The organism is Caenimonas aquaedulcis (genome assembly GCF_015831345.1).
GTDB classification, from domain to species: Bacteria; Pseudomonadota; Gammaproteobacteria; order Burkholderiales; family Burkholderiaceae_C; genus Ramlibacter; species Ramlibacter aquaedulcis.
In genome coordinates this window covers 182760-205064 of record NZ_JADWYS010000001.1, presented here as the reverse complement: position 1 = coordinate 205064, position 22305 = coordinate 182760, and the positions used below count along the sequence as shown (strand labels likewise).

General features: G+C 68.2%; 19 protein-coding genes. 14 read left to right on the top strand and 5 right to left on the bottom strand.

Features of this window, described 5'->3' with window-relative positions:
- The first annotated feature begins 19 nt into the window (after window positions 1-19).
- The 7 genes from I5803_RS00910 to I5803_RS00880 all read left to right on the top strand — a co-directional run bounded on the left by I5803_RS00910 (window position 20) and on the right by I5803_RS00880 (window position 5982).
- Window positions 20-1057 carry a branched-chain amino acid ABC transporter permease gene (locus I5803_RS00910; protein WP_196984546.1) on the top strand — a complete coding sequence of 346 codons (1038 nt, stop codon included), beginning with the start codon at window positions 20-22 and terminating at the stop codon, window positions 1055-1057.
- 41 nt (window positions 1058-1098) lie between these two features.
- On the top strand, window positions 1099-2823 hold the full coding sequence (locus I5803_RS00905; protein ID WP_196988418.1) for a branched-chain amino acid ABC transporter ATP-binding protein/permease: 1725 nt from the start codon (window positions 1099-1101) through the stop codon (window positions 2821-2823).
- Window position 2824: 1 nt separating this feature from the next.
- Window positions 2825-3568 carry an ABC transporter ATP-binding protein gene (locus tag I5803_RS00900; RefSeq protein WP_196984545.1) on the top strand — a complete coding sequence of 248 codons (744 nt, stop codon included), beginning with the start codon at window positions 2825-2827 and terminating at the stop codon, window positions 3566-3568.
- Window positions 3568-4044, top strand: coding sequence for a MarR family winged helix-turn-helix transcriptional regulator (locus I5803_RS00895; protein ID WP_231402314.1), 477 nt, complete (start codon window positions 3568-3570; stop codon window positions 4042-4044). Before I5803_RS00900 ends, I5803_RS00895 begins: the two co-directional genes overlap by 1 nt.
- A gap of 99 nt (window positions 4045-4143) precedes the next feature.
- On the top strand, window positions 4144-4452 hold the full coding sequence (locus tag I5803_RS00890) for a winged helix-turn-helix transcriptional regulator (RefSeq protein WP_196984544.1): 309 nt from the start codon (window positions 4144-4146) through the stop codon (window positions 4450-4452).
- A gap of 4 nt (window positions 4453-4456) precedes the next feature.
- Complete coding sequence (locus I5803_RS00885; protein WP_196984543.1) at window positions 4457-5635, top strand: fumarylacetoacetate hydrolase family protein; 1179 nt, start codon at window positions 4457-4459, stop codon at window positions 5633-5635.
- Window positions 5632-5982, top strand: a complete 351-nt coding sequence (locus I5803_RS00880) for an FKBP-type peptidyl-prolyl cis-trans isomerase (RefSeq protein ID WP_196984542.1) — start codon at window positions 5632-5634, stop codon at window positions 5980-5982. The genes I5803_RS00885 and I5803_RS00880 overlap by 4 nt, the downstream gene beginning before the upstream one ends.
- A 2-nt stretch (window positions 5983-5984) precedes the next feature.
- Here the strand turns inward: I5803_RS00880 and I5803_RS00875 are convergent, their stop codons facing one another.
- The 3 genes from I5803_RS00875 to I5803_RS00865 all read right to left on the bottom strand — a co-directional run bounded on the left by I5803_RS00875 (window position 5985) and on the right by I5803_RS00865 (window position 8519).
- A complete protein-coding gene (locus I5803_RS00875; protein ID WP_196984541.1) occupies window positions 5985-6749 on the bottom strand; it encodes a LytR/AlgR family response regulator transcription factor in 765 nt (254 codons plus the stop codon).
- An 8-nt stretch (window positions 6750-6757) separates the two neighbouring features.
- A complete protein-coding gene (locus I5803_RS00870) occupies window positions 6758-7849 on the bottom strand; it encodes a sensor histidine kinase (RefSeq protein ID WP_196984540.1) in 1092 nt (363 codons plus the stop codon).
- A 106-nt stretch (window positions 7850-7955) separates the two neighbouring features.
- On the bottom strand, window positions 7956-8519 hold the full coding sequence (locus I5803_RS00865; protein WP_196984539.1) for a carboxymuconolactone decarboxylase family protein: 564 nt from the start codon (window positions 8517-8519) through the stop codon (window positions 7956-7958).
- A gap of 111 nt (window positions 8520-8630) precedes the next feature.
- On the opposite strand from I5803_RS00865, the gene I5803_RS00860 reads away from it, so the two are divergent.
- From I5803_RS00860 to I5803_RS00840, 5 genes are all read left to right on the top strand, one after another.
- Window positions 8631-8990, top strand: a complete 360-nt coding sequence (locus I5803_RS00860; protein ID WP_196984538.1) for a winged helix-turn-helix transcriptional regulator — start codon at window positions 8631-8633, stop codon at window positions 8988-8990.
- A gap of 82 nt (window positions 8991-9072) precedes the next feature.
- A complete protein-coding gene (grpE, locus tag I5803_RS00855; protein WP_196984537.1) occupies window positions 9073-9672 on the top strand; it encodes a nucleotide exchange factor GrpE in 600 nt (199 codons plus the stop codon).
- A gap of 96 nt (window positions 9673-9768) precedes the next feature.
- Complete coding sequence (gene dnaK, locus I5803_RS00850; protein ID WP_196984536.1) at window positions 9769-11718, top strand: molecular chaperone DnaK; 1950 nt, start codon at window positions 9769-9771, stop codon at window positions 11716-11718.
- Window positions 11719-11825: 107 nt separating this feature from the next.
- Window positions 11826-12974 (top strand): molecular chaperone DnaJ, encoded by a 1149-nt coding sequence (gene dnaJ / locus I5803_RS00845; RefSeq protein ID WP_196984535.1) that lies wholly within the window; start codon window positions 11826-11828, stop codon window positions 12972-12974.
- A gap of 34 nt (window positions 12975-13008) precedes the next feature.
- Window positions 13009-13581, top strand: coding sequence for a phosphoethanolamine transferase domain-containing protein (locus I5803_RS00840; protein WP_196984534.1), 573 nt, complete (start codon window positions 13009-13011; stop codon window positions 13579-13581).
- Window positions 13582-13611: 30 nt separating this feature from the next.
- Here I5803_RS00840 and I5803_RS00835 read toward each other — a convergent pair whose 3' ends face one another.
- A complete protein-coding gene (locus I5803_RS00835; protein WP_196984533.1) occupies window positions 13612-16161 on the bottom strand; it encodes a calcium-binding protein in 2550 nt (849 codons plus the stop codon).
- A 149-nt stretch (window positions 16162-16310) separates the two neighbouring features.
- Between I5803_RS00835 and I5803_RS00830 the strand changes: the two genes are divergently transcribed.
- The gene (locus I5803_RS00830; RefSeq protein WP_196984532.1) at window positions 16311-19760 is read left to right on the top strand and encodes a tetratricopeptide repeat protein; all 3450 of its coding nucleotides are present in this window, start codon (window positions 16311-16313) and stop codon (window positions 19758-19760) included.
- A gap of 15 nt (window positions 19761-19775) precedes the next feature.
- Here the strand turns inward: I5803_RS00830 and I5803_RS00825 are convergent, their stop codons facing one another.
- Window positions 19776-20864, bottom strand: coding sequence for a PA0069 family radical SAM protein (locus tag I5803_RS00825; RefSeq protein ID WP_196988416.1), 1089 nt, complete (start codon window positions 20862-20864; stop codon window positions 19776-19778).
- Window positions 20865-21085: 221 nt separating this feature from the next.
- Between I5803_RS00825 and I5803_RS00820 the strand changes: the two genes are divergently transcribed.
- Complete coding sequence (locus I5803_RS00820) at window positions 21086-22294, top strand: adenylate/guanylate cyclase domain-containing protein (RefSeq protein ID WP_196984531.1); 1209 nt, start codon at window positions 21086-21088, stop codon at window positions 22292-22294.
- Window positions 22295-22305: the final 11 nt, after the last annotated feature.

The window sequence follows — 22305 nt, the reverse complement described above, 5'->3', positions numbered from 1 at the left end:
GCATCCTGGACCAGGCACCTTGGACTTCTCGATCGCGGGCATCCTCGCGCTGGACGGCCTCACCAACGGCGCGATCTATGCCCTGCTGGCCCTCGCCACGGTGCTGCTCTTCGCCGTCACGCGCGTCATCTTCATCCCCCAGGGCGAATTCGTCGCCTTCGGGGCGCTGACGCTCGCCCTGCTGCAGACCGGCAAGGTGCCGGGCACCGTGTGGTTCCTGCTGGTGCTCGCCGGGCTCGCGGCCATCGCCGACGTCGTCGATGGCGTGCGGCACCGTCACGCACCTTTGCGCGTGGCAAGGCAATTGTTGCGCACGCTCGCGATTCCCGTGGTCGTCTCCGCGGTCGCGATCTGGGCCGCGCCGCGCGGCTGGCCGCTCTTCGCGCAGGCCCTGCTCACGCTCGCGCTCGTGACGCCCTTCGGCAACCTCATCTACCGCCTCGCGTACGAAAAACTCGCGGACGCGTCGGTGCTGGTGCTGCTGATCGTCTCCGTCGGGGTGCACTTCGCGCTGGTCGGGCTGGGCCTGTTCTTCTTCGGCGCGGAGGGCTTTCGCAACCCGAGTTTCTGGGATGAACGCTTCTCCGCCGGCGCGCTCGCGATCACCGGCCAGACGATCATCATCTTCGGCATTTCCGTCGCGCTCATCGTGATGCTGTACCTCTTCTTCGAGCGCACGCTCACCGGCAAGGCGCTGCGCGCCACCGCCGTCAATCGCGCCGGGGCGCGGCTCATGGGCATCTCCTCCAACGGCGCGGGCCGGCTCGCCTTCACCATGGCCGCCTTCATCGGCGCGCTGTCGGGCCTGCTGATCGGCCCGACCACCACCGTGTTCTACGACAGCGGCTTCCTGATCGGCCTCAAGGGCTTCGTCGCCGCGGTGTTCGCCGGGCTCGCGAGCTATCCGCTCGCGCTCGTGGGCGCGCTGGGCGTGGGACTGCTGGAGAGCTTCGGCTCCTTCTGGGCGAGCTCCTTCAAGGAAGTGATCGTGTTCTCCGCGATCCTGCCGGTGCTGCTGTGGCGCTCGCTGCGCGACCCCCACGGGGAGGAGCATTGAACGCGCTGCGCCGTTTCGGCTTTCCCCTTTTTGCCGCGTTCATGCTGGTGTTGCCGGCGCTGCCGGTGCCGGATTTCTGGATTACGCAGAGCGCCTACATCGGCATGTACGCCCTGGTCGCGCTCGGCCTGGTGCTGCTCACCGGCGTGGCCGGGCTCACGTCCTTCGGCCAGGCTGCATTCGTCGGCATCGGCGCTTACACCGCGGCCTTCCTCACCGTGAAGATGGCCGGCTCGCCCTGGGTCGCGCTGCTGCTCGGCGCGGGCATTGCCGTGATCGCGGCGCTGGTGCTGGGCGCAATCACGCTGCGCATGTCGGGGCATTACCTGCCGCTCGCGACCATCTGCTGGGGCCTCGCGCTCAACTACACGATGGCGAACATGGACTTCCTGGGCAAGTACGACGGCCTGTCCGGCGTGCCGACGCTCAAGATCTTCGGCACCGACCTCGGCACCGGCCGCGGGCTGCACGTGCTGATCTGGGTCATCGCGCTCGCGGCGGCGCTGGGTGTCACGCGCCTGCTCGATTCGCGCGCGGGCCGCGCCATCCGCTCCATCAAGTCGGGCGTGACCATGGCCGAGGCGATGGGTATCTCCACCTTCCGCTACAAGCTCGACATCTTCGTCATCGCCGCGGTGCTCGCCTCGGTCTCGGGCTGGCTCTTCGCTTTCTTCCAGCGCACCATCAACCCCACGCCCTTCTCGCTCGGCAAGGGCATCGAGTACCTGTTCATGGCCGTGCTGGGCGGCGTGTCGCACGTGTGGGGCGCGTTCCTGGGCGCAGCCGTCGTCAAGCTGACGGAGGACCAGCTGCAGGTGCTGCTGCCCCGCCTCATCGGCACGAGCGGCAACTTCGAGACCATCGTCTTCGGCATCGTGCTCGTCGTGGTGCTGAAGTACGCGCCCGACGGGTTGTGGACTTTCGCAGGGCGCTTCCTGCCGAAGACGACGCGCAAGCGCGACTGGCAGGATGCGCCCGCCCTGCCCGCCCGCGACAAGCCGGTGCATGGAGAGCCGCTGCTGCAGGTCGATGCGGTGCGCAAGGAATTCGGCGGGCTCGTGGCCGTCAACGACGTGAGCTTCGAGATTCGCGCCGGCGACATCGTGGGCCTCATCGGGCCCAACGGCGCGGGCAAGTCAACGACCTTCAATCTCGTCACCGGCGTGCTGTCGCTCACCTCCGGCGCGGTGCGCTTCCGCGGCGAGACGATCACCGGCCTGCCCTCACGCCAGATCGCGCGGCGCGGCATCTCGCGCACTTTCCAGCACGTGAAGATGATCCCGGACATGACGGTGCTGGAGAACGTCGCGCTCGGCGGCTACCTGCGCGGGCGCAGCGGCGCAGTGCGCGCGATGCTGCGCATGGACCGCGCGGAGGAGCGGCAGCTCTTCGCCGAGGCGGAGCGGCAACTCACGCGCATCGGCATGGCCGACCGCATGCACGAGCTCGCGGGCAACCTTGCGCTCGGCCCGCAGCGCCTCATGGAAATCGCGCGCGCTCTGTGCACCGACCCGTCGCTGCTGCTGCTCGACGAGCCCGCCGCAGGCCTGCGCCACAAGGAAAAGCAGGCGCTCGCCGAAGTGCTGCGCCAGCTCAAGTCCGAGGGCATGAGCCTGCTGCTCGTGGAGCACGACATGGAATTCGTCATGGGCCTCACCGACCGCATCGTCGTGATGGAGTTCGGCACGCGCCTGATGGAAGGCACGCCGGCCGAAGTCCAGGCGAGCCCTGCGGTGCGCGCCGCCTACCTCGGCACGGAGCATTGAGATGGGGAACCCCTTGCTCCACGTCGAAGCGCTGCACGCCGGCTACGGGCGTGCGGAAGTCCTCTCCGGCATCTCGCTCCACCTCGATGCGGGCCAGGTCGTCACCGTCATCGGCCCCAACGGCGCGGGCAAGTCGACCACGCTCAACGCCTTGATGGGCCTCCTGCCCAGCCGCGGTGCGATCCGCTTCGACGGGCAGGACATCGCCGAGCTCAGCCTCGAGGAACGCGTGATGCTCGGCCTCGCGCTGGTGCCCGAGCGACGCGAGCTCTTCGGCACCATGCCCGTGGAGGACAACCTGATCCTCGGCGGCTGGCGCGCCAAGCAGCTGCGCATGCCGAACTGGCGCGGCGAACTGGAGCGTGTGTACGAGCTCTTCCCGCGCTTGAAGGAACGGCGCGCGCAGCTCGCGGGCACCTTGTCCGGCGGCGAGCGGCAGATGCTTGCCGTGGGCCGCGCACTCATGTCCAAGCCCAAGCTCCTGATGCTCGACGAGCCGAGCCTGGGCCTCGCGCCGCTGGTGGTGAAGGAGATCTTCCGCATCATCGAGACGCTGCGCGCGCAGGGCGTGAGCATCCTGCTCGTGGAGCAGAACGCGCGCGCCGCGCTGGAGGTCGCCGACCACGCGTATGTGCTCGAGACGGGCGAGATCCGGCTCGAAGGCCCCGCGCGCGAACTGGCGGGCGATGCGCGCGTGATCGACACCTACCTGGGCGCCGCGCGGGGCGCAACGGCCGGACCCTGATGACGCGACTGCGCACCGCCGCCGCCATGCCGAAGTCCGCGTCCAGCGTGGAGAAGGTGGACACGAGCTACCTCGAGAGCCTGCTCGGCTACAACGCCCGGCGCGCGGCGCTCGCGGTGATCGAGGTGTTCCTGCAGCGCATGGCGCAGTACGACCTGCGGCCGGTCGATTTCTCGGTGCTGTCGCTCGTCACGCACAATCCGGGCATCACCTCGCGCCAGTTGTGCACCACGCTGGGCATCCTGCCGCCCAACCTCGTGGGCATGATCAACGCGCTGGAGAAGCGCGAATTGATCGAGCGCCGGCCGCACCCGCGCGACGGCCGCGCGATGGGCATCCACCTCACGCCGTCCGGCGAGAAGCTGATGCGCGACGCGGAGCGCACCGCGGCGGAACTGGAAGCCGAAGTTGCCTCCCGCCTGACGGCGGCGGAAGGCAGGATCCTAATCCGCCTGCTCAAGAAGGTATACCTCTAGCGCACTTTTCGATGCGGCTGCTATTGTTTGTATAGCGCAACCTGCGTACACTCCACTGCCCCGACAGGCAAAACAATAACGGGCCGAGGAGCCAGCTGCATGAGTTCGAAGGAAAACGCCGCCATCAGCCAGCTGCTGGGGCTGCTGGAGTCGCGCTATGCGATCCGTGTGCTGTGGGCACTGCGCGACGGCCATGCGCAAACCTTCCGCCTCCTGCAAGATAGCGTCGGCGGCATCACTCCCAACACCCTGAACACGCGCATCAAGGAGATGCGCGAGGCCGGCCTGCTCACGCACGGCGCGGACGGCTATGTCGTCACCCCCATGGGCGCGGACCTGCTCAAGCGCCTGAACGAATTGCCTGCGTTCGCGGCCAAGTGGGTTGCGGTCCAGGCGAAGAAGAAGTAATCCCATGAACACTCATCTCGATCCTTCGACGGCACTGCCCATCGATGCCGGCGACGCGCTGCTCGTCGGCCGCGTGCACGTGCCAGACACCGGCGCGGTGCTCGTGCAGGTGACGCCCGAGGGCGTCTTCGATATTTCGCGCGCCGCCGCGACCTGCACCGGCCTGCTCGAACTGCCGGATGCGGCCGCTGCCGTGCGCGGTGCGCGCGGCACCCGCATCGGCGCGACTGCCGACGTGCTCGCCAACAGTGCGACGGATTCGCGCGACGCCGCGAAGCCCTGGCTTCTCGCGCCGTGCGACCTGCAGGCGATCAAGGCGGCGGGCGTGACCTTCGTGTCGTCGATGCTCGAGCGCGTGATCGAGGAGCAGGCGCGCGGCGATGCGTCGCGCGCGGAAGTTGTGCGCAAGGCGGTCGTCGCGATCATCGGCGACGACCTCGCCGCTGTGAAGCCGGGCTCGCCGGAAGCGGCGAAGCTCAAGGAGGTGCTGGTCGCGCAGGGCGTGTGGTCGCAGTACCTCGAGGTCGGCATCGGGCCCGACGCCGAGATCTTCACCAAGTCGCAGCCGATGAGCGCGGTCGGCACCGGCGCCGAGATCGGCATCCATCCGGGCAGCGCGTGGAACAACCCGGAGCCGGAGATCGTGCTGGCCGTGAACAGCCGCGGCGAGACGGTGGGCGCGACGCTCGGCAACGACGTCAACCTCCGGGACTTCGAAGGCCGCAGCGCGCTGCTGCTGGGCAAGGCGAAGGACAACAACGCGAGCTGCGCGATCGGGCCTTTCATACGCCTGTTCGATGCGAAGTTCGGCATCGGCGACGTGCGCCGCTGCGATCTCGCGATGAAGGTCATGGGTCCGGAAGGCTTCACGATGGAAGGGTCGAGCTCGATCTCGAAGATCAGCCGCGACCCGCTCGACCTGGTCTCGCAGGCCATCGGCGCCAACCACCAGTACCCCGACGGTTTCATGCTCTTCCTCGGCACGATGTTCGCGCCCACGCAGGACCGCTTCGGGCCAGGGATGGGCTTCACGCACGCGGTCGGGGATGTCGTCACCATTTCCACGCCGCGTCTGGGTACACTCGTCAATCGTGTCAACACCAGCGACAGGATCGCGCCGTGGACCTACGGGGTCCGCGCCCTCATGCGCGACCTGGCCCGCCGCAACCTAGGAAATCCATGATCACCACCCCCTCCGGCCTCCAGTACGAAGACACCACCGTGGGCAGCGGCGCCGAGGCGACGCGCGGCCAGCACGTGCACGTGCACTACACCGGCTGGCTCTTCAACGACGGCCAGCAAGGCGCGAAGTTCGACTCCAGCCGCGACCGCAACGACCCCTTCGCCTTCTCGCTCGGCGCGGGCATGGTCATCAAGGGCTGGGACGAAGGCGTCGCCGGCATGAAGATCGGTGGCAAGCGCACCCTCGTCATCCCGCCGCAGCTCGGCTACGGCGCGCGCGGCGCGGGCGGCGTGATCCCCCCGAACGCGACGCTGAAGTTCGACGTCGAGCTGCTCGACGCGCACTGAGCCTACATCTGCTGGAACAAGTGCAGATAGCTGCGGCTCACCGTGAGTCGCTCGCTGCGCCCCTTCAGGTGCAGCTCTCCCGAATCGCCCGGCCCATGCGTGAAGTGGCTCACCCGATCCATGCACACGATCGCCGAGCGATGGACCTGCGTGAAGCGTGACGCGTCGAGCTCGTCGGCAAGTTCCCGGATCGTCTTGCGGATGAGCGCCTCGCCGCCGTCCCACACGACCAGCGTGTACTTGTTGTCGGACTTGAGGTAGATCACCTGCTCGACCGGGATCAGCTTCACGGTCGCGCCGACCGACGCCTTGATCCATTTGAGTCCCGGCTTCGGCGCCATACGCTCCCGCAACTGCGCCGCCATCTTCTCCAGCGTCGCTTCCCATTGCGGCGTGTCGCGCCCGGGCGAGGCCACGCGCTCGCGCAGGCGCTGCACCGTTTCGGCCAGCCGCTGCTCGCCGATGGGTTTGACCACGTAGTCGATGGCGCCCTGCTCGAAGGCCTGAACCGCGTACTTGTCGAACGCGGTGACGAACACGAGCTGCGCGCGCCGGCCGATGCAGCGCGCCACCTCGATCCCGTTCATGCCGGGCATGTGCACGTCCAGGAAGGCGACTTCGGGCTGCGCGTCCTCGAACAGCTCGACCGCCTCGCGGCCGTTGCGCGCCTGCGCGACGATCTCGAGTTCGGGCCAGAGGTTGCCGAGCAGCGCGGCCAGGCGCTCGCGCAGCAGAGGCTCGTCGTCGGCGATGAGGGCGGTGGCCATCGCGTCCTTCACGCCCGCATGTGCACGCGGATGTCCGCCCGCACGCCGTGCGGCGCGTGTTCGCTGAGCTCCACCCGCGCGCCCTCGCCGAAGAAGGCCGCCAGCCGCGCGTTGAGGTTGGCGAGGCCCGTGCCCTCCCCCGCCTCGTCGGACAGGCCCACGCCGGTGTCCGACACCCAAAGGTGGACGCTCCCATCGAGTTCACGGCGCGCCCCGACTTCCACGCTGCCGGCTTCGCAGCCCGGGTCGATCCCGTGCCGGATCGCGTTTTCCACGAGCGTGAGCAGGGCCATGGGCGGGAAGTGCATCAGCGCGACTTCGGGGTCGATGTCCACGCGATAGCTCAGGCGGTCGGGCATGCGCATCTGCATGAGGTCGAGGTAGGCGCGCACGAGGCGCTCCTCGTCAGCGAGCGTCGCGTCCTCCTGCGACAGGCGCGGCATCGCGGCGCACAGGTAGTCGATGAGGCTGCGAAAAACCGGCGCGGCGCGCGGCGAGCCGCTTTCCACCAGTTCCTGCACGTTGGCCAGGGTGTTGAAGAGGAAGTGCGGCTGGATCTGCGCCGTCATGAGGTGCAGGCGTGCGTCCGCCGCCTGGCGCTGCAGCGTTTCCTTCTCCAGCGCGAACTGCAGGGCCTGCGCGCGGGCCTGCGCGTCGCGCTCGCTGTAGAGCGCGCCCAGCGCGACCAGCGTGCCGATGATCACCGCGACCGTCATCACGAGTACGTAGCCGCGCACGTGGCCCCTGGAACCGAGGAAGGCGGAGAAGTCGCCGCCGAAGGTGAGCAGCTGCACGATCAGCGGGGAGAGCATCGCGGCGACGGCGATGGCGATGACCTGCACCAGCCAGCGCGGGACGGCGTCCTGGCGCCATTGCCCGGCGGCGTTGAAGGCGAAGAGCAGCATGAGCCCGACGAAGAGTGTCTCGCCGGCGAGCTCGATGTACGGGTTGTGGGCGAACGGCCGCAGCGCGCCCGCCACCAGCAGCGCGACGACCACGACCGTGAGGAGCTGCCGGCGCCGGGGCAGCAGCACGCGGCGCAGCGGCGGCCGCGCCGGCGTCCGGGAACCGGCGCCGAGGGTGGGGAGGGCGAAGGACATCCGGGCACGATACGTGCCCGCGTCGCCCCGGGTCAAGGCCGGGCCGGTCCGGGTGCGACGAAACGCGGTTTCGGAGGGATGGATGGGGCGCGCCCAGCGTGTGGAATCAGGCGTGGGCCCACCGCGCCGCCCACGGCTCCGGCGGCACGCGGGCGGCATTGCAGACGTAGCTGATCGCGCGGTACCAGCCCGCGAGCATCAGGAGTTCCACGAGCTGCGCCGGGGACCATTCGGCCGCGAGTTCTTCCCACAGCGCGTCGCCCACATGGGACGTGACGTGGAGCTCGTCGACGAGGCGCACGAGCAGCCTGTCGCGCGCGCCCAGCACGGCCGGGTCGGCGTGCGGGTCCGCGATCGCGGCGGTCTCCCGCGGCGAAAACCCCGCGGCTTCGGCGAAGGCGGCGACGTGCACCCCCCACTCGTACGCTGCGCCGCACAACGCGCAGACGCGGTCGATCACCACCTCGCGGTCGCGCAGCGTCAACGTGGCCTTGCGGCCGAGCAGGTAGCCGCCCCAGCCCGTGGCACGGGCGGCGAGTTCGGGGTTGTGCGCCATGACGCGGAACAGCGCGAGGATGGAAGGCGCGCCCGGCGGCGTCATGCGCGCGAGGAGCGCGTCGAGTTCCGGCGTGTAGGGCGGCGAGAGGGGTTCGATGCGGGGCGGGTTCATGGTCAAGGCTCGTCGATGCGCTACGCGTTCCGTAGCGAACTCACTGTACCGCTACGCTTTGCGTAGCGTCAGTCGCCCGTGGGACAGGACCGGCCGCTAGAATCGCGCGCCATGAAAGCCTCGCCGCCCCTGCCCGGAAAGCCCGTCCGCGGATCGCGCACGGGCCGCCCGGTGATGGCCCTCCTGGACCTGCTCGGCCGCCGCGGCAGCCTGCGCCTGCTCTGGGAGTTGCGTGACGGGCATCCGCAGAGCTTTCGCGTGCTGCGCGCCGGCGCGGACGACATGTCCCCCTCGGTGCTCAACTCGCGGCTCAAGGAATTGCGGGCCGCGCAGGTCGTTGCGTTGTCCGGGGCGGGATACGCCCTCACCTCCGAGGGCAAGGCGCTCATCCGCGTGCTCAAGCCGCTGCAGCGCTGGGCCGACGGATGGACGGCCCATGCGGCGCACGGGGACGCCGCGAAACTTTCTTAGCTGATCCTTATTTCCCTCCCTTGAAAAGGGCCAAGAGGACCCAAGCTGCTGCGCAGCATTGTTTATCCGCAACCCAGCCACCATGTCCGAACAGAACCCGAACGAGATGCCCGAGACAACTTCCACCCCCCCGACCGAGGGCGACCCGCTCGCCGACATGAGCCCTGAAGAGCGCGAGGCAGCGCAGGCCGCGGACGACGCGGACGCGCTGGCCGCGGCCCAGGCCCAGCTGGCGACGTTGCAAGCCAAGAACGCGGACCTCGCGGAGCAGGTGCTGCGTGCCCATGCGGAAGCCCAGAACACCCGCCGCCGCGCCGACGAGGAAATGGCCAAGGCCCGCAAGTTCGCGGTGGAAAGTTTCGCGGAGAGCCTGCTGGCCGTCGCCGACAGCCTGGAAGCCGGGCTCGCCCACAAGGACGCCACGCCCGAGCAGATCAAGGAAGGCGCGGAAGCCACGTTGCGACAATTGAAGAGCACGCTGGAGCGCAACAAGGTCGTCCAGATCGACCCGGCCGCGGGCACGAAGTTCGACCCGCACCAGCACCAGGCCATTTCCATGGTCCCGCCGCCCCCAGGATCCACACAGGAAGCGAACACCGTGGTGTCCGTCCTGCAGAAGGGCTACCTGATCGCGGACCGTGTGCTGCGCCCCGCGCTGGTGACCGTCACGGCGCCGAAATAGCAGCCCGTCGCGCGCTTGAAACGCCACAGCTTATCCACAAGTAACCCACATCGAATCTGAATTGGCCGCGAGGCCGCGAAAGCAAGGAGAACCACCATGGGAAGAATCATCGGCATCGACCTCGGGACCACGAATTCGTGCGTAGCCGTGATGGAGGGCAACACGCCCAAGGTCATCGAGAACAGCGAAGGCGCGCGCACCACGCCGTCCATCGTCGCCTACCAGGAGGACGGTGAGATCCTCGTCGGCGCCTCCGCCAAGCGCCAGGCCGTCACCAACGCCAAGAACACCCTGTACGCCGTCAAGCGCCTGATCGGCCGCAAGTTCGAGGAAAAGGAAGTCCAGAAGGACATCAACCTCATGCCCTACACCATCGCGAAGGCCGATAACGGCGACGCGTGGGTGGAAGTGCGCGGCAAGAAGATGGCGCCCCCGCAGATCTCCGCGGAAGTGCTGCGCAAGATGAAGAAGACCGCCGAGGACTACCTCGGCGAGCCGGTGACCGAGGCTGTGATCACGGTGCCCGCGTACTTCAACGACAGCCAGCGCCAGGCCACCAAGGACGCCGGCCGCATCGCGGGCCTGGACGTCAAGCGCATCATCAACGAGCCCACCGCCGCGGCCCTCGCCTTCGGCCTGGACAAGCAGGAAAAGGGCGACCGCAAGATCGCCGTGTACGACCTCGGCGGCGGCACCTTCGACGTGTCCATCATCGAGATCGCGGACGTCGACGGCGAGAAGCAGTTCGAAGTGCTCTCCACCAACGGCGACACCTTCCTGGGCGGCGAGGACTTCGACCAGCGCATCATCGACCACATCATCGGTGAGTTCAAGAAGGACCAGGGCGTGGACCTGTCCAAGGACGTCCTCGCGCTGCAGCGCCTGAAGGAAGCCGCGGAGAAGGCCAAGATCGAGCTGTCGAGCAACTCGCAGACCGACATCAACCTGCCCTATATCACGGCCGACGCCAACGGCCCGCGCCACCTGAACATCAAGCTCACGCGCGCCAAGCTGGAAAGCCTGGTCGAGGAGCTGATCGAGCGCACGGTCGCGCCCTGCCGCATGGCCATGAAGGACGCCGGCGTGTCCATTGGCGACATCCATGACGTGATCCTGGTCGGCGGCCAGACCCGCATGCCCAAGGTGCAGGAAAAGGTCAAGGAGCTGTTCGGCAAGGAAGCCCGCAAGGACGTGAATCCCGACGAGGCCGTGGCCGTCGGCGCCGCGATCCAGGGCCAGGTGCTGGGCGGCGACCGCAAGGACGTGCTGCTGCTGGACGTGACGCCCCTGTCGCTCGGCATCGAGACGCTGGGCGGGGTCATGACCAAGATGATCCAGAAGAACACGACCATCCCGACCAAGTTCGCGCAGACCTTCTCCACCGCCGACGACAACCAGCCGGCTGTAACGATCAAGGTCTACCAGGGCGAGCGCGAGATGGCCTCGGGCAACAAGAGCCTGGGCGAGTTCAACCTCGAAGGCATCCCGCCGTCCCCGCGCGGCATGCCGCAGATCGAGGTCACCTTCGACATCGACGCGAACGGCATCCTGCACGTGAGCGCCAAGGACAAGGCGACGGGCAAGGAAAACAAGATCACCATCAAGGCCAACTCGGGCATCTCCGAGGAGGAAATCCAGAAGATGGTGAAGGACGCCGAGCTTAACGCCGCCGAGGACAAGAAGAAGCTCGAGATCGTCCAGGCGAAGAACCAGGGCGAGGCGACGGTCCACTCGGTCAGGAAGAGCCTCACCGAATACGGCGACAAGCTCGAGGCCGGCGAGAAGGAAAAGATCGAGGCCGCGCTGAAGGAAACCGAGGAAGCGCTCAAGGGCGAGGACAAGTCCGCGATCGAGGAAAAGACCAACGCGCTGATGGCCGTGAGCCAGAAGCTCGGCGAGAAGATGTACGCCGACATGCAGGCGCAGCAGGCCGCGCAGGCGGCGGGCGGCGCGCCGGGCGCCGGGGCGGGCCCGGAGGCTTCGGCTTCCAAACCGGCCGACGACAATGTGGTCGACGCCGAAGTCAAGGAAGTGAAGAAAGGTTGATGGCGGACGCGTAGCGCCGCATTGACTCGCCGCGTTCGAGCGATTCCGTCCCGGAATCCTCAACGCGGCGTTTCTGCTTGAAGACACCGCTGTAGCAAACAACATTCATGGCCACCAAAAGAGACTACTACGAAGTCCTCGGCGTTCCCAAGAACGCCAGCGAGGAGGAAATCAAGAAGGCTTATCGCAAGATGGCGATGAAGTTCCACCCTGACCGCAACCAGGGCGAGGACAAGAACGCCGAGGCCAAGTTCAAGGAGGCCAAGGAAGCCTACGAGATGCTGTCCAGCGCCGAGAAGCGCGCCGCGTACGACCAGTACGGGCATGCCGGCGTCGACCCGAACATGCGCGGCGGGCCGGGCGCGGAAGGCTTCGGCGGCTTCGCGGAGGCCTTCGGCGACATCTTCGGGGATATCTTCGGGCAGGGCCGCGCGGGGCCGGGCGGCGCGCGCGGCGGCGGGCGCCAGGTCTACCGCGGCAGCGACCTCTCCTACGCGATGGAAGTGACGCTCGAGGAAGCGGCCAACGGCAAGGAAGCGCAGATCCGCATCCCGTCCTGGGAATCCTGCGAGACCTGCCATGGCAGCGGCGCCAAGCCCGGCACGCAGGCCAAGCAATGTTCCACCTGCCACGGCCAGGGCGTCGTGCAGATGCGCCAGGGCTTCTTCTCGGTACAGCAGACCTGCCCGCATTGCCGGGGCACGGGCAAGATCATTCCCGAGCCCTGCACCACCTGCCACGGGCAGGGCAAGGTGAAGAAGCAGAAGACGCTCGAGGTGAAGATCCCCGCCGGCATCGACGACGGCATGCGCATCCGCAGCGCCGGCAACGGCGAGCCGGGCACCAACGGCGGGCCGCCGGGGGACCTCTACATCGAGATCCGCCTGAAGAAGCACGACATCTTCGAGCGCGAAGGCGACGACCTGCACTGCGTCGTCCCGATCAGCTTCACGCGGGCTGCCCTCGGCGGCGAGATCGAGGTGCCGACGCTCGCGGGCAAGGCCGCGATCGACATCCCCGAAGGCACGCAGGCCGGCAAGCAGTTCCGGCTGCGCGGCAAGGGCATCAAGGGCGTGCGTTCCAGCTACCCCGGCGACCTGTACTGCCACGTGGCGGTGGAGACGCCCGTGAAGCTCACCGAGCACCAGCGCAAGCTGCTCAAGGAACTGGACGAGTCCCTGAAGAAGGGCGGCGCCAAGCACTCGCCCACCGAGGAGAGCTGGGCCGACCGCCTGAAGAACTTCTTCAGCGCGTGATTCGCCAGGGGGAGGATGCGGGCAGAATGCGCGCATGTCCCTCAAGCTGTTCCGGTCCACCGGCTACTCGTCGCTGCTGTCGCCGGGGCGATCGCGCGCCACCCTGCATCCGGGTTGGGTGGTGTTGGGTGCGAGCCTGTGGGCCGGCTTCGCCTGCAACGTCCCGTTGTGGCGCGCGGTCGCCGGGGCGCCCCTCGGCCTCGCGATGCTGCATGCCCTGCTGCTGGGCACGGTGGTCGCATCCGGCTGCGCAGTGGCCCTGAGCCTGTTCGGGTGGTACGCCACGCTCAAGCCCGCGGCAACCCTGATCCTCGTGGTCGCCGCGCTGGCCGCCGTGGCGCGCTGGAACGGCCCCCCATCGCTGGACGCATCGCTCATCGACAGCCATCTCACGCATGGGTTGCTGCCCTCATGGGCCAGCCTGCTGCGCTGGCAGGTGTCCGCGCTGCTCGCGCTGCTCGTGGTCGTGCCGCTGGTGTGGGTCTGGAACGCGCCGGTCAGGCGGCTGCCCGGGCCCCGGCAGCTTCGCTCGAACCTGGTCGGGATGGCGAGCGCGGCGGTGGTCTTCGCAGCCACCGCTTCCGCGCTCTATAACGGCCTCGGCTGAGGCCCCGGGACTTCGGGGCTCCGCCTTCCGTCAGGCGTACGCCAGGCCGTTCTGTTCGAGGCCTGTGAAATTGATGTTCGACAGGTTGTAGCTGATGTCCGCGGCCAGGATGCCGATGGTCGCCGGCGTGTACGTATGGTCGTCCAGCAGCGACACGAAGTGCGCCTTCGTGGCCGCATCCGGCGCCATGCCCGCCACGTTCGTATAGAGCAGGTCCACGATGTCGCCATTGCTCGCGCCGGGGCCCAGGCGGGCGTCGAGCGCGAGTTGCGCGAGCTGGTCGTAGGTCATGCCCTCGTCCGCGTAGTGCAGGCCGATGCCCACGTAGCCCTGGTTCGCCACGAAGGATGCGCCGAAGATCGCGCCGAGCAGCTTGGCCACCTGGCCCGCGTTGCCTTCGAGGTCGATGGCGAGCTTCGCGTCCGCGAATTCGAGGCGCTCCACGTTCTTGAGCGAGTCCGTGCCTTCGCCCGTCGCCGTGCCGTTGACGAGGAAGCCGCCATCCGTTTCCGACAGCGCGTACTGGGCGCGGGTGCCCGTGAAGCCCGCGACGTCCACGCCGGCCGCGCCGTCGATCACGTCGTTGCCGGCCAGGCCGCGCATCACGTTGCCGCCGGCATTGCCGGTCAGCACGTTGTCCAGTGAGTTGCCCGAGCCCGTCAGGTTGGTCGAGCCGGCGAGCTGCAGGTTCTCGACGAAATTGCCCAGCGTGTAGCTGATGCTCGCGATGACCTTGTCGATGCTCGAGCCGATGTCCTGCGTGTGGACCGCGGATTGCGATCCGTTCGCGCGGCTGAAGGAGTCGCCGGCTTCCACCACCACGTCGCCGTTGTCGTCGACGATGTAGGTGTCGTTGCCCGCACCGCCGACCATCGTGTCGGCGCCTTCGCCGCCGTCCAGCACGTCGTCGCCGCCGCCGCCGGCCAGGTCGTCCGAGCCGCCGCCGCCGTAGATCGCGTCGTCGCCGTCGCTACCGGTCAGCGTATCGGCATGTTCCGTACCGCGGACCAGCGTGTAGTCGATGTCGGCGAAGCGCAGGGTCTCGATGTTGCGCAGCGTGTCCGTGCCGTCCGGCCCGACCACCAGGAAGTCGGTGGTGGCCGTGTCGTAGGTGATGGTGTACTGGTCGAACGCCGCGGAGAAGACCGCGACGTCGTTGCCCGCGCCGCCGTCGATGACGTCGTTGCCCAGGCCGCCTTCCAGCGTGTCGTTGCCGCTACCGCCGGTGAGGGTGTCGTTGAAGGCCGAGCCGAGGACCTGCTCGACGGCCTGCAGCGTATCGGTGCCGCCCCAGCCGTCCGAGGCCGTGCCGGCACCGAGGTCGGCGTTCACGCCGGCCGTGGAGCTTGCATAGCTCGCGCGGTCGACACCGCCGAAGCCGTTGATGGTGTCGTTGCCGGCGAGGCCCTCGAAGGATTCGAAGGCGCCGGTGTCGCTGCCGCGCAGGGTGTCGGCAAACGCTGAGCCCTGCACTTCCTCGACGTTGTTCACGATGTCCGAGCCGCCCAAACCATCCTGGATCAGGCCGCTGCTGACGGTGCCGCCCAGGAGCACCTTGACCGCCGACGTGCTCGTCGCATAGCTGACACGGTCGAAGCCCGCGCCGCCGTCGATCGTGTCGGAGCCGCCGGCGCCGACGAAGATGTCGTTGCCCGCGCCGCCCGTCATCACGTCCGCGAAAGCCGATCCGCGGATTTCCTCGAAGCCCGAGATGTGGTCCGTGTTGCCCCACAGGTCCGTCACGATGCCGGTCGAGAGGTTCACCGTCACGCCGAGGCCGGTCTGCGCCGGGCCGCCCGTGACTGCCGCTTCATTGAGGTTCAGGATGTCGTAGCCCGCCCCGCCCGCGAGGGTGTCGTTGCCGCTGCCGCCCCACAGGAGGTCCTTGCCGTCGCCGCCGGTCAGGGAGTCGTTGCCGCCCCGGCCCTCGGCGGTGGCGCCATCGACGCCGTTCGGCAGGACGATCACGTCGTCCTGCGCCGTCCCGATGACGGCTTCGAAATCGAGCACCGTGTCGTTTCCGATGGAAGCGCCCGTCGCCGTCCCGGCGATCAGGTCCACCGTGACGCCCTGGGTCGCGCTGTCGTAGGAGAGCGTGTCCAATCCGCCGCCGGCGTCGACCGTGTCGTTGCCGAGCCCGGGAGCGATCACGTTGGGCCCGTCGTCGCCGGTGATGAGGTCGTTGTGCGGGCTGCCGACGACGTTCTCGATGTTCGAGAGCACGTCCAGGAAGCCCATGCCGTCGTTGGCCGCGCCGCCCGCGAGGTCGATCGTCGTGTCGTTGAAGGATCCCGTGTAGTCGGCGGTGTCGATGCCCGCGCCGCCGTCGATCTTGTCGGCGCCCTTGCCGCCGTACAGGATATCGTTGCCCGTGCCGCCGTCCAGGTCGTCGTCGCCGCCGCCGCCCTGCAGCGTGTCGTTGCCCGCATCGCCCGACAGCTTGTCGTTGTCCGCGCCGGCGTTGATCGAGTCGTTGCCCCCGGCACCGGACAGGACGTCGTTGCCGTCCAGCCCGTTGATGGTGTCGTCCGTCGCGCCGCCCGTCAGCGTGTCGTTGCCGTTAGTCCCCGTGAAGTCCATGATTTGCTCCTGCGTCCCCGGATGCTACCGCCAACAGGCAACAAGAGCCATCCGGCGAAAGCGGAAATACTTCCTTCGCCAGTTGATCCGATTTCGACTACGCTTGGGAAAATTTTTAGGCCACCCACGGCCGGAGGCGGGAATCAATCATGAGACTGTGTCAAATTCGCACCAGCCTGGGCGCCCGCGCGCCCGCGACGCCGCTTCTCGCGCTCGTCGTTGCGCTCTCCGCGGCATTCGGTGCCGCCCGCCCCGCGCAAGCGGCGACCGAGCGCACCGAAGTCGTGTACCTCGTAGGCAAGGGCGAGCGACGCGAGTCGCCCAACGCCGCCTGGGTGCCCGTCGCCGCGAGCGAAAAGCTCGCGCCCGGCGCGATCGTGCGCACTTTGGGCGACAGCCAGATGGCGCTCGTGATGCCCGATCGCTCGCAGGTGCGCCTGAACCAGAACAGCCAGCTCGAGGTCGGCTCGCAGCAGCAGCAATCGGGCCTCGTCGTCTCGGTCCTGCGGCTCGTGAGCGGGCGCATCTGGAGCCTGGCGCGCCCGCCTTCGGTGCGCGGCGAAACCGGCGAACGCATTCGCCTCACGACGCCCACCGCGACCATCGGTATCCGCGGCACCGACTGGGAAGTGGAGATCCAGCCGGACGGCAGCACGCAGCTCGTCGTGCTCTCGGGCGTGGTGGAGATGAGCAACCCGCAGGGCGCCGTCACCGTGGCCAGCGGCGAAGCGGCAGTGTCGCGCGAAGGCAGCGCGCCCGTGAAGTTTGTCCTGGTGAATCCATCCAGCCGCGTGCAGTGGGTCTCCTCGTGGCGTCCGCAGCCGCAGCGCTGGGCCGGCAACGACGCGCAGCGCCTCGCGCCCATCATCCGGCGCATCGACGCCGGGGAGTACTCGGGCGCAGAAGCCGCACTCGCCCCCGCGGCGGGCAGCGATGCGGGCTCCGCGGTCCTGCTGGCCGACCTGATGCTGCAGCGCGGCGATCTCGACGCCGCCCAGCGCGTGCTGACGCCCCACGCCCGCGACGGCAGCGGCGACCCGCGTGCGGTGGCCCTGCTCGCGCAGGTTCTTGCCCGCCAGGACCGCATCGACGCCGCCCAGGCCCTCGTGGCCTCCGGCCTTCGCCAGAACCCGCGCAACGTGGAACTCCAGCTGGCCGAAGGCGACCTCGCCATCCTGCAGGGCGACGCGGCGCGAGCCCGCGCCTCCTACCAGGCGATCCTGCGGGACCAGCCGGACAACGTCGACGCCTGGTATGGCGTCGGCCTCATCGCGTCCGAGCGCGAACAGGTCGGCGCCGCGCGCAGCGCGCTGGGCGAGGCCTTGCGCCGCAGCCCGCAGAACGGCCGCGTGCAGGCCGAACTCGCGGCGACGGAAACCTTCGCGGGCAACCTGCCGCAGGGCCGCCAGCTCCTCGAATCGGTGCTCGCGCGCGAACCCTCCAACTACCAGGCGCTCACGGCCCTGGGCATCAACAAGCTGAAGGCCGGCCAGACCAGCGAAGCGCTGGACGACTTCCTGCGTGCCGGCGCGATCGAGCCACGCTATTCGCGCGCCTGGCTGTATTCGGGCGTCGCGCTCTACCAGCTCGGCGAGCGCAAGCGCGCGATCGAGGCCTTCCACAAGGCCGCCGAGCTCGACGCGAAGGACCCTGTGCCGCACATGTACCTGGGCATGGTGGAGATCGACGCCCTCGACCCGGGCGCCGCGATCGCCGAATCGCGCGCCGCGCAGGAACGCATGCCGTACCTGAAGTCGCTGAACCAGGTCGCCAACAACCAGAAGGGCAGCGCGAACGTCGGCAGCTCGCTCACCGCGTTCGGCCTCGAGGAGTGGGCGGACTTCTACGCGTCGGAGGCCTATTCGCCCTACTGGGGCGGCAGCCACCTGTTCCGCGCTGACCGCTACACCGGCAAGTTCAACAAGAACTCCGAGCTGTTCAAGGGCTACCTCACCGAGCCGACCACCTTCGGCGCGTCCAACCGCGATGCGACGCTGATCCCCTCCCCCGGCCACTACGGGCGCCTGGAGGCGCTCTACGAGCGCACCGACTGGCAGCAAGGCGCGCTGATCGGCACCTTCAACGGCATGACGGCGACGCCGGTGCCGCTGGCCTATTTCATCAGCGGCGATTTCGCGAAGGCGGATGCGCGTCCCGACGACAGCACCGGCCGCTCGCGCAACTTCACGCTGGGCCTCGGCGCCCGACCGACCTACCAGCTGGGCCTCTTCGCGTTCGCCACCGACACGCAGCTGCGCGGCAAGCTGCGCTCCACGCAGCTCCCGAGCGACAACCTGGACCAGGACGAAAAGCGGGTCGACGTCGGCCTGAACTTCAAGATCGACCCTGAAAACCAGTTGTGGCTCAAGGGCGGCAAGGGGAGCCAGGACAACAGCGTGAACGGCAGCCTGTTCTCCCCCGAGATCTCGGCAACGCTGAACACGGCGTTCTCCACCAACATCTTCAAGCCCCTGGGCACGCTGGACAGCTTCTTTTCCACCGTCGACCAGGACGATGTGCAGTTCCGCCATTCGTTCAGCGCGATCGGGCTGCAGTGGAGCTGGGGCGTGGAGCGATCCAACCAGGACCAGAATGGGGGCCTGAGCACGACCTTCGCCCCCGCCCGCCTGGACAACACGCAGCACTTCACCATCCGCGCCACGGACGTCTGGGCTTCCGCCCTGTACAAGACCGCCGCCGGGCACCAGGCGCAAGTCGACGTCTTCGGGCAGAAGTCCGAGCAGCACCGCACCGACGTCGACCAGCTCACGCTCGCGATCCCGGGCATCCAGCCGGCGCTCGTCCCTACTTCCGGTGACCGTGACTACAACGAAGTCAATCCGCGCCTGGGCTTCAAGTGGCAGGTCGCGCCCTCGCAAGCCGTGCGCTTCGCCTGGCAGAAATGGCGCAGGCCCGCGTCGTCTTCGACGCTGAGCCCGGTGGACACGGTCGGCATCCCGGTGAACGACCGCCTCGTCTCGGCGGGCGGCAAATACGAGCGCGGCCGCGTGCAGTACGACGGCGAACTGGGTTCGGGCTTCGTGCGCGCCTATGCCGACCACGAGCGCGTGGACAACGGCCTGGGCGGCCGCCACACCGCGGTCAGCGACTTCCAGGTCACGCAGCTCGAATCGCTGCGCAACCGCCCGGACATCTTCGCGCCGAAGAGCGAGCTCGAAGACACGCCGCAGTTCCAGGAAGGACGCTCGGACTCCGCGGGCATCTCGTACAACCGGCTCTTCAGCCGCACGCACGCGATGGCCTTCCGCTATTCCTGGCACCGCACCGAGCAGACCGGCGCGAACAGCGGGCTGATGATCCCGTTCATCCCGCGTCACTTCGCGCAGATCGACAGCCAGTGGTCCATCCCCGGCCAGTGGCTGCTCGGTGCCAGTGCCACATGGCGCAGCATGCGGTACCGCGACGACCTCAACACGAAGCCGATCAAGGCGGGCTGGTCGCTGGGCGGAACCGCGTACTGGGAGAGCCTGGACAAGCACCACAGCGTTCACCTCGTGCTGGACAACGTGCTGAGCGACAAGGCCGCGGGCAACCGCCCCGACGCGCACTTCAGCGCGAGCTACGCCTACCGCTTCTGACCCTTCCCACAGGCGTCAGAACAGAGCGCCCTGCCCGCCCTGCGCGGGCGGGCGGAATTGCGATTCATCCAGCACCACCCGTTCGCGGTTGAAGCCGATGCGCGTCGCGGCTTTCTGGAAGCGCTGCGCGATCAGCTGCGCCCACGGCCCGACACCCTTCATGCGCGTCGCGAAGTCCGCGTCGTAGTCCTTGCCGCCGCGCATGTCCGCGATGCGCGCCATCACGCGATCGGCCCGCTGCGGGTAGTGCGCCTGCAGCCATTCGCGAAACAGCGGGCTCACCTCCCAGGGCAGGCGAATCACGTGGTAGAAGGCGCTGCGCGCCCCGGCGTCCCAGGCGGCCTCCAGCACCTGCTCCATGTCGTCGGTGAGGAAGGGAATCTGCGGCGCGAGGCTCACGCCGCACGGGATGCCGTTCTCCGCGAGGGTGCGCAGCGTCCGCAGCCGCCGATGCGGCGCCGCGGCGCGTGGTTCCAGCTTGCGCATCAAGTCCGTATCCAGCGTGGTGATCGTCACGTTGATCGCCGTGAGCCCCTTCGCGGCCATCGGCGCGATGAGGTCGATGTCGCGCTCCACGCCGCTCGACTTGGTGACCAGCGAAAACGCGTGGTTCGTTTCGTGCAGCAACTCGATCACCGACCGCGTGAGTTTCAGTTCGCGCTCCAGCGGCTGGTAGCAATCCGTCGAGGTGCCGATCGCGATGAGCTTCGGCTCGTAACGGCGTTTGCCGAGTTCATGCCGCAGCACCTGCGCGACGTTGCGCTTGGCGATGATCTTGGTTTCGAAGTCGAGCCCCGGCGACAGGTTCACGTAGGCATGGTTCGGCCGCGCGTAGCAATAGATGCAGCCGTGTTCGCATCCGCGGTAGGGATTGATCGACCGCTCGAAGTAGACGTCCGGCGATTCGTTGCTGCTGATGACGCTGCGCGCCTCTTCCCAGATCACCTCGGTGCGTACCGGCGCCCTGTCGGCCGCGAGGCCGTCGTCCAGCGTGGACCAGCCGTCGTCGAATGCGGCGCGCTCGTCGCGCTCGAAACGGTGTGCGATGCGGCTTGCCGCTCCGCGGCCCTTCACCGCTTCCACGGGAATGCGGACCTCGCCCAGCGCCCTTCGCTCCGTCATACTGTTCATTCGTACAGTATCGCCGATCCGGCGTGGCGCGGCAAGGCATCCCGCGATCACCGCAGGCGCATTAACACTTTAGGCACAGGCATTTTGCCTAACCCTGCCGAGGCTTTTCCGTAGCCAACGCGGGTGCGCGGATGGTCTCATTGCCCGGTGGCTGCGGCGCGATGCCGGCGGCGACTCCTGAAAGGCAGACGCAGATGGCAAACCGCAAAGCCCCGGCTCCGAAGGCCCGCATCCTGGTGGTGGACGACACGCCCGACAACCTGTTCCTGATGAGCGCGCTGCTGGACGACCGGTACGAAGTCCAGACCGCCGGGAGCGGCGCCGAAGCACTGGCCATCGCGCTTTCCGACGCGCCCCCCGCCCTCATCCTGCTGGACATCATGATGCCGGAGATGGACGGCTACGAGGTGCTGCGCCGCCTGCGCAAGGATGCGGCGACGGCTTCCATCCCCGTCATCTTCCTGACCGCGCTCACCAGCATCGAGGAGGAGCAGTTCGGGCTCGACCTGGGCGCGGTCGACTACATCACGAAGCCCGTCAGCCCGCCCATCGTGCTTGCCCGCGTGCAGTCGCACCTGGAGCGCAGCGCGAGCTCGCAGCGCCTCCAACTGCTCTCCGAGAAGCTGGGCCGCTACCTCGCGCCGCAGGTCTACCAGTCGCTTTTCGACGGATCGCGCGACGCGGAGATCCGCACGCAGCGCAAGCAGCTCACGGTGTTTTTCTCCGACATCAAGGACTTCACCGCGGCCACGGCCACCTGGCAGCCGGACGACGTCACCTACCTGCTCAACAGCTATTTCTCGGAGATGTCCAGGATCGCGCACGAATACGGCGGCACGCTCGACAAGTTCGTCGGCGATGCGATGGTGATCTTCTTCGGCGACCCGGACACGCGCGGCGTGAAGGAAGACGCCCTCCAGTGCGTGAAGATGGCCCTCGCCATGCAGCGGCGCATGGCCGAGCTCGAGGTGATGTGGCGCGAAATGGGTTCGGAAAACAGCTTCCAGGTGCGCATCGGCATCAATACCGGCCTGTGCGACGTGGGCAACTTCGGCAGCGACCTGCGCATGGACTACACCATCATCGGCGCCGAGGTGAACCTCGCCGCGCGGCTGGAGCAAGCGGCCCCGGCCGGCGGCATCCTGATCTCGAAGGAGACGTGGAACCAGGTGAAGGGCGAGATCGCGGCCGACGCGCTGGTGCCGATCCGCGTCAAGGGCTTCGCGCAGCCGGTCGAAGCCTTCGCGGTGCGCGACGACTCGGTGGGCGATCCGGCGGGCCGCAAGGTCTTCCAGTGGGAGCGCCTGGGCCTGCGCGTGCTGGTGGACCTCGACAGGCTGCCGGCCGCCGAGCGCCCCGGCGCGACGGCGCCAGTGCGCGGGATGGCCGACCGGGTGCATTGAGGATGCTGGAC

Coding starts and splice junctions, on each gene's coding strand:
- I5803_RS00905 (WP_196988418.1), top strand. CDS start 1,099: ATGCTGGTGTTGCCGGCGCTGCCGGTGCCGGATTTCTGGATTACGCAG.
- I5803_RS00900 (WP_196984545.1), top strand. CDS start 2,825: ATGGGGAACCCCTTGCTCCACGTCGAAGCGCTGCACGCCGGCTACGGG.
- I5803_RS00895 (WP_231402314.1), top strand. CDS start 3,568: ATGACGCGACTGCGCACCGCCGCCGCCATGCCGAAGTCCGCGTCCAGC.
- I5803_RS00890 (WP_196984544.1), top strand. CDS start 4,144: ATGAGTTCGAAGGAAAACGCCGCCATCAGCCAGCTGCTGGGGCTGCTG.
- I5803_RS00885 (WP_196984543.1), top strand. CDS start 4,457: ATGAACACTCATCTCGATCCTTCGACGGCACTGCCCATCGATGCCGGC.
- I5803_RS00880 (WP_196984542.1), top strand. CDS start 5,632: ATGATCACCACCCCCTCCGGCCTCCAGTACGAAGACACCACCGTGGGC.
- I5803_RS00875 (WP_196984541.1), bottom strand. CDS start 6,749: ATGGCCACCGCCCTCATCGCCGACGACGAGCCTCTGCTGCGCGAGCGC.
- I5803_RS00870 (WP_196984540.1), bottom strand. CDS start 7,849: ATGTCCTTCGCCCTCCCCACCCTCGGCGCCGGTTCCCGGACGCCGGCG.
- I5803_RS00865 (WP_196984539.1), bottom strand. CDS start 8,519: ATGAACCCGCCCCGCATCGAACCCCTCTCGCCGCCCTACACGCCGGAA.
- I5803_RS00860 (WP_196984538.1), top strand. CDS start 8,631: ATGAAAGCCTCGCCGCCCCTGCCCGGAAAGCCCGTCCGCGGATCGCGC.
- grpE (WP_196984537.1), top strand. CDS start 9,073: ATGTCCGAACAGAACCCGAACGAGATGCCCGAGACAACTTCCACCCCC.
- dnaK (WP_196984536.1), top strand. CDS start 9,769: ATGGGAAGAATCATCGGCATCGACCTCGGGACCACGAATTCGTGCGTA.
- dnaJ (WP_196984535.1), top strand. CDS start 11,826: ATGGCCACCAAAAGAGACTACTACGAAGTCCTCGGCGTTCCCAAGAAC.
- I5803_RS00840 (WP_196984534.1), top strand. CDS start 13,009: ATGTCCCTCAAGCTGTTCCGGTCCACCGGCTACTCGTCGCTGCTGTCG.
- I5803_RS00835 (WP_196984533.1), bottom strand. CDS start 16,161: ATGGACTTCACGGGGACTAACGGCAACGACACGCTGACGGGCGGCGCG.
- I5803_RS00830 (WP_196984532.1), top strand. CDS start 16,311: ATGAGACTGTGTCAAATTCGCACCAGCCTGGGCGCCCGCGCGCCCGCG.
- I5803_RS00820 (WP_196984531.1), top strand. CDS start 21,086: ATGGCAAACCGCAAAGCCCCGGCTCCGAAGGCCCGCATCCTGGTGGTG.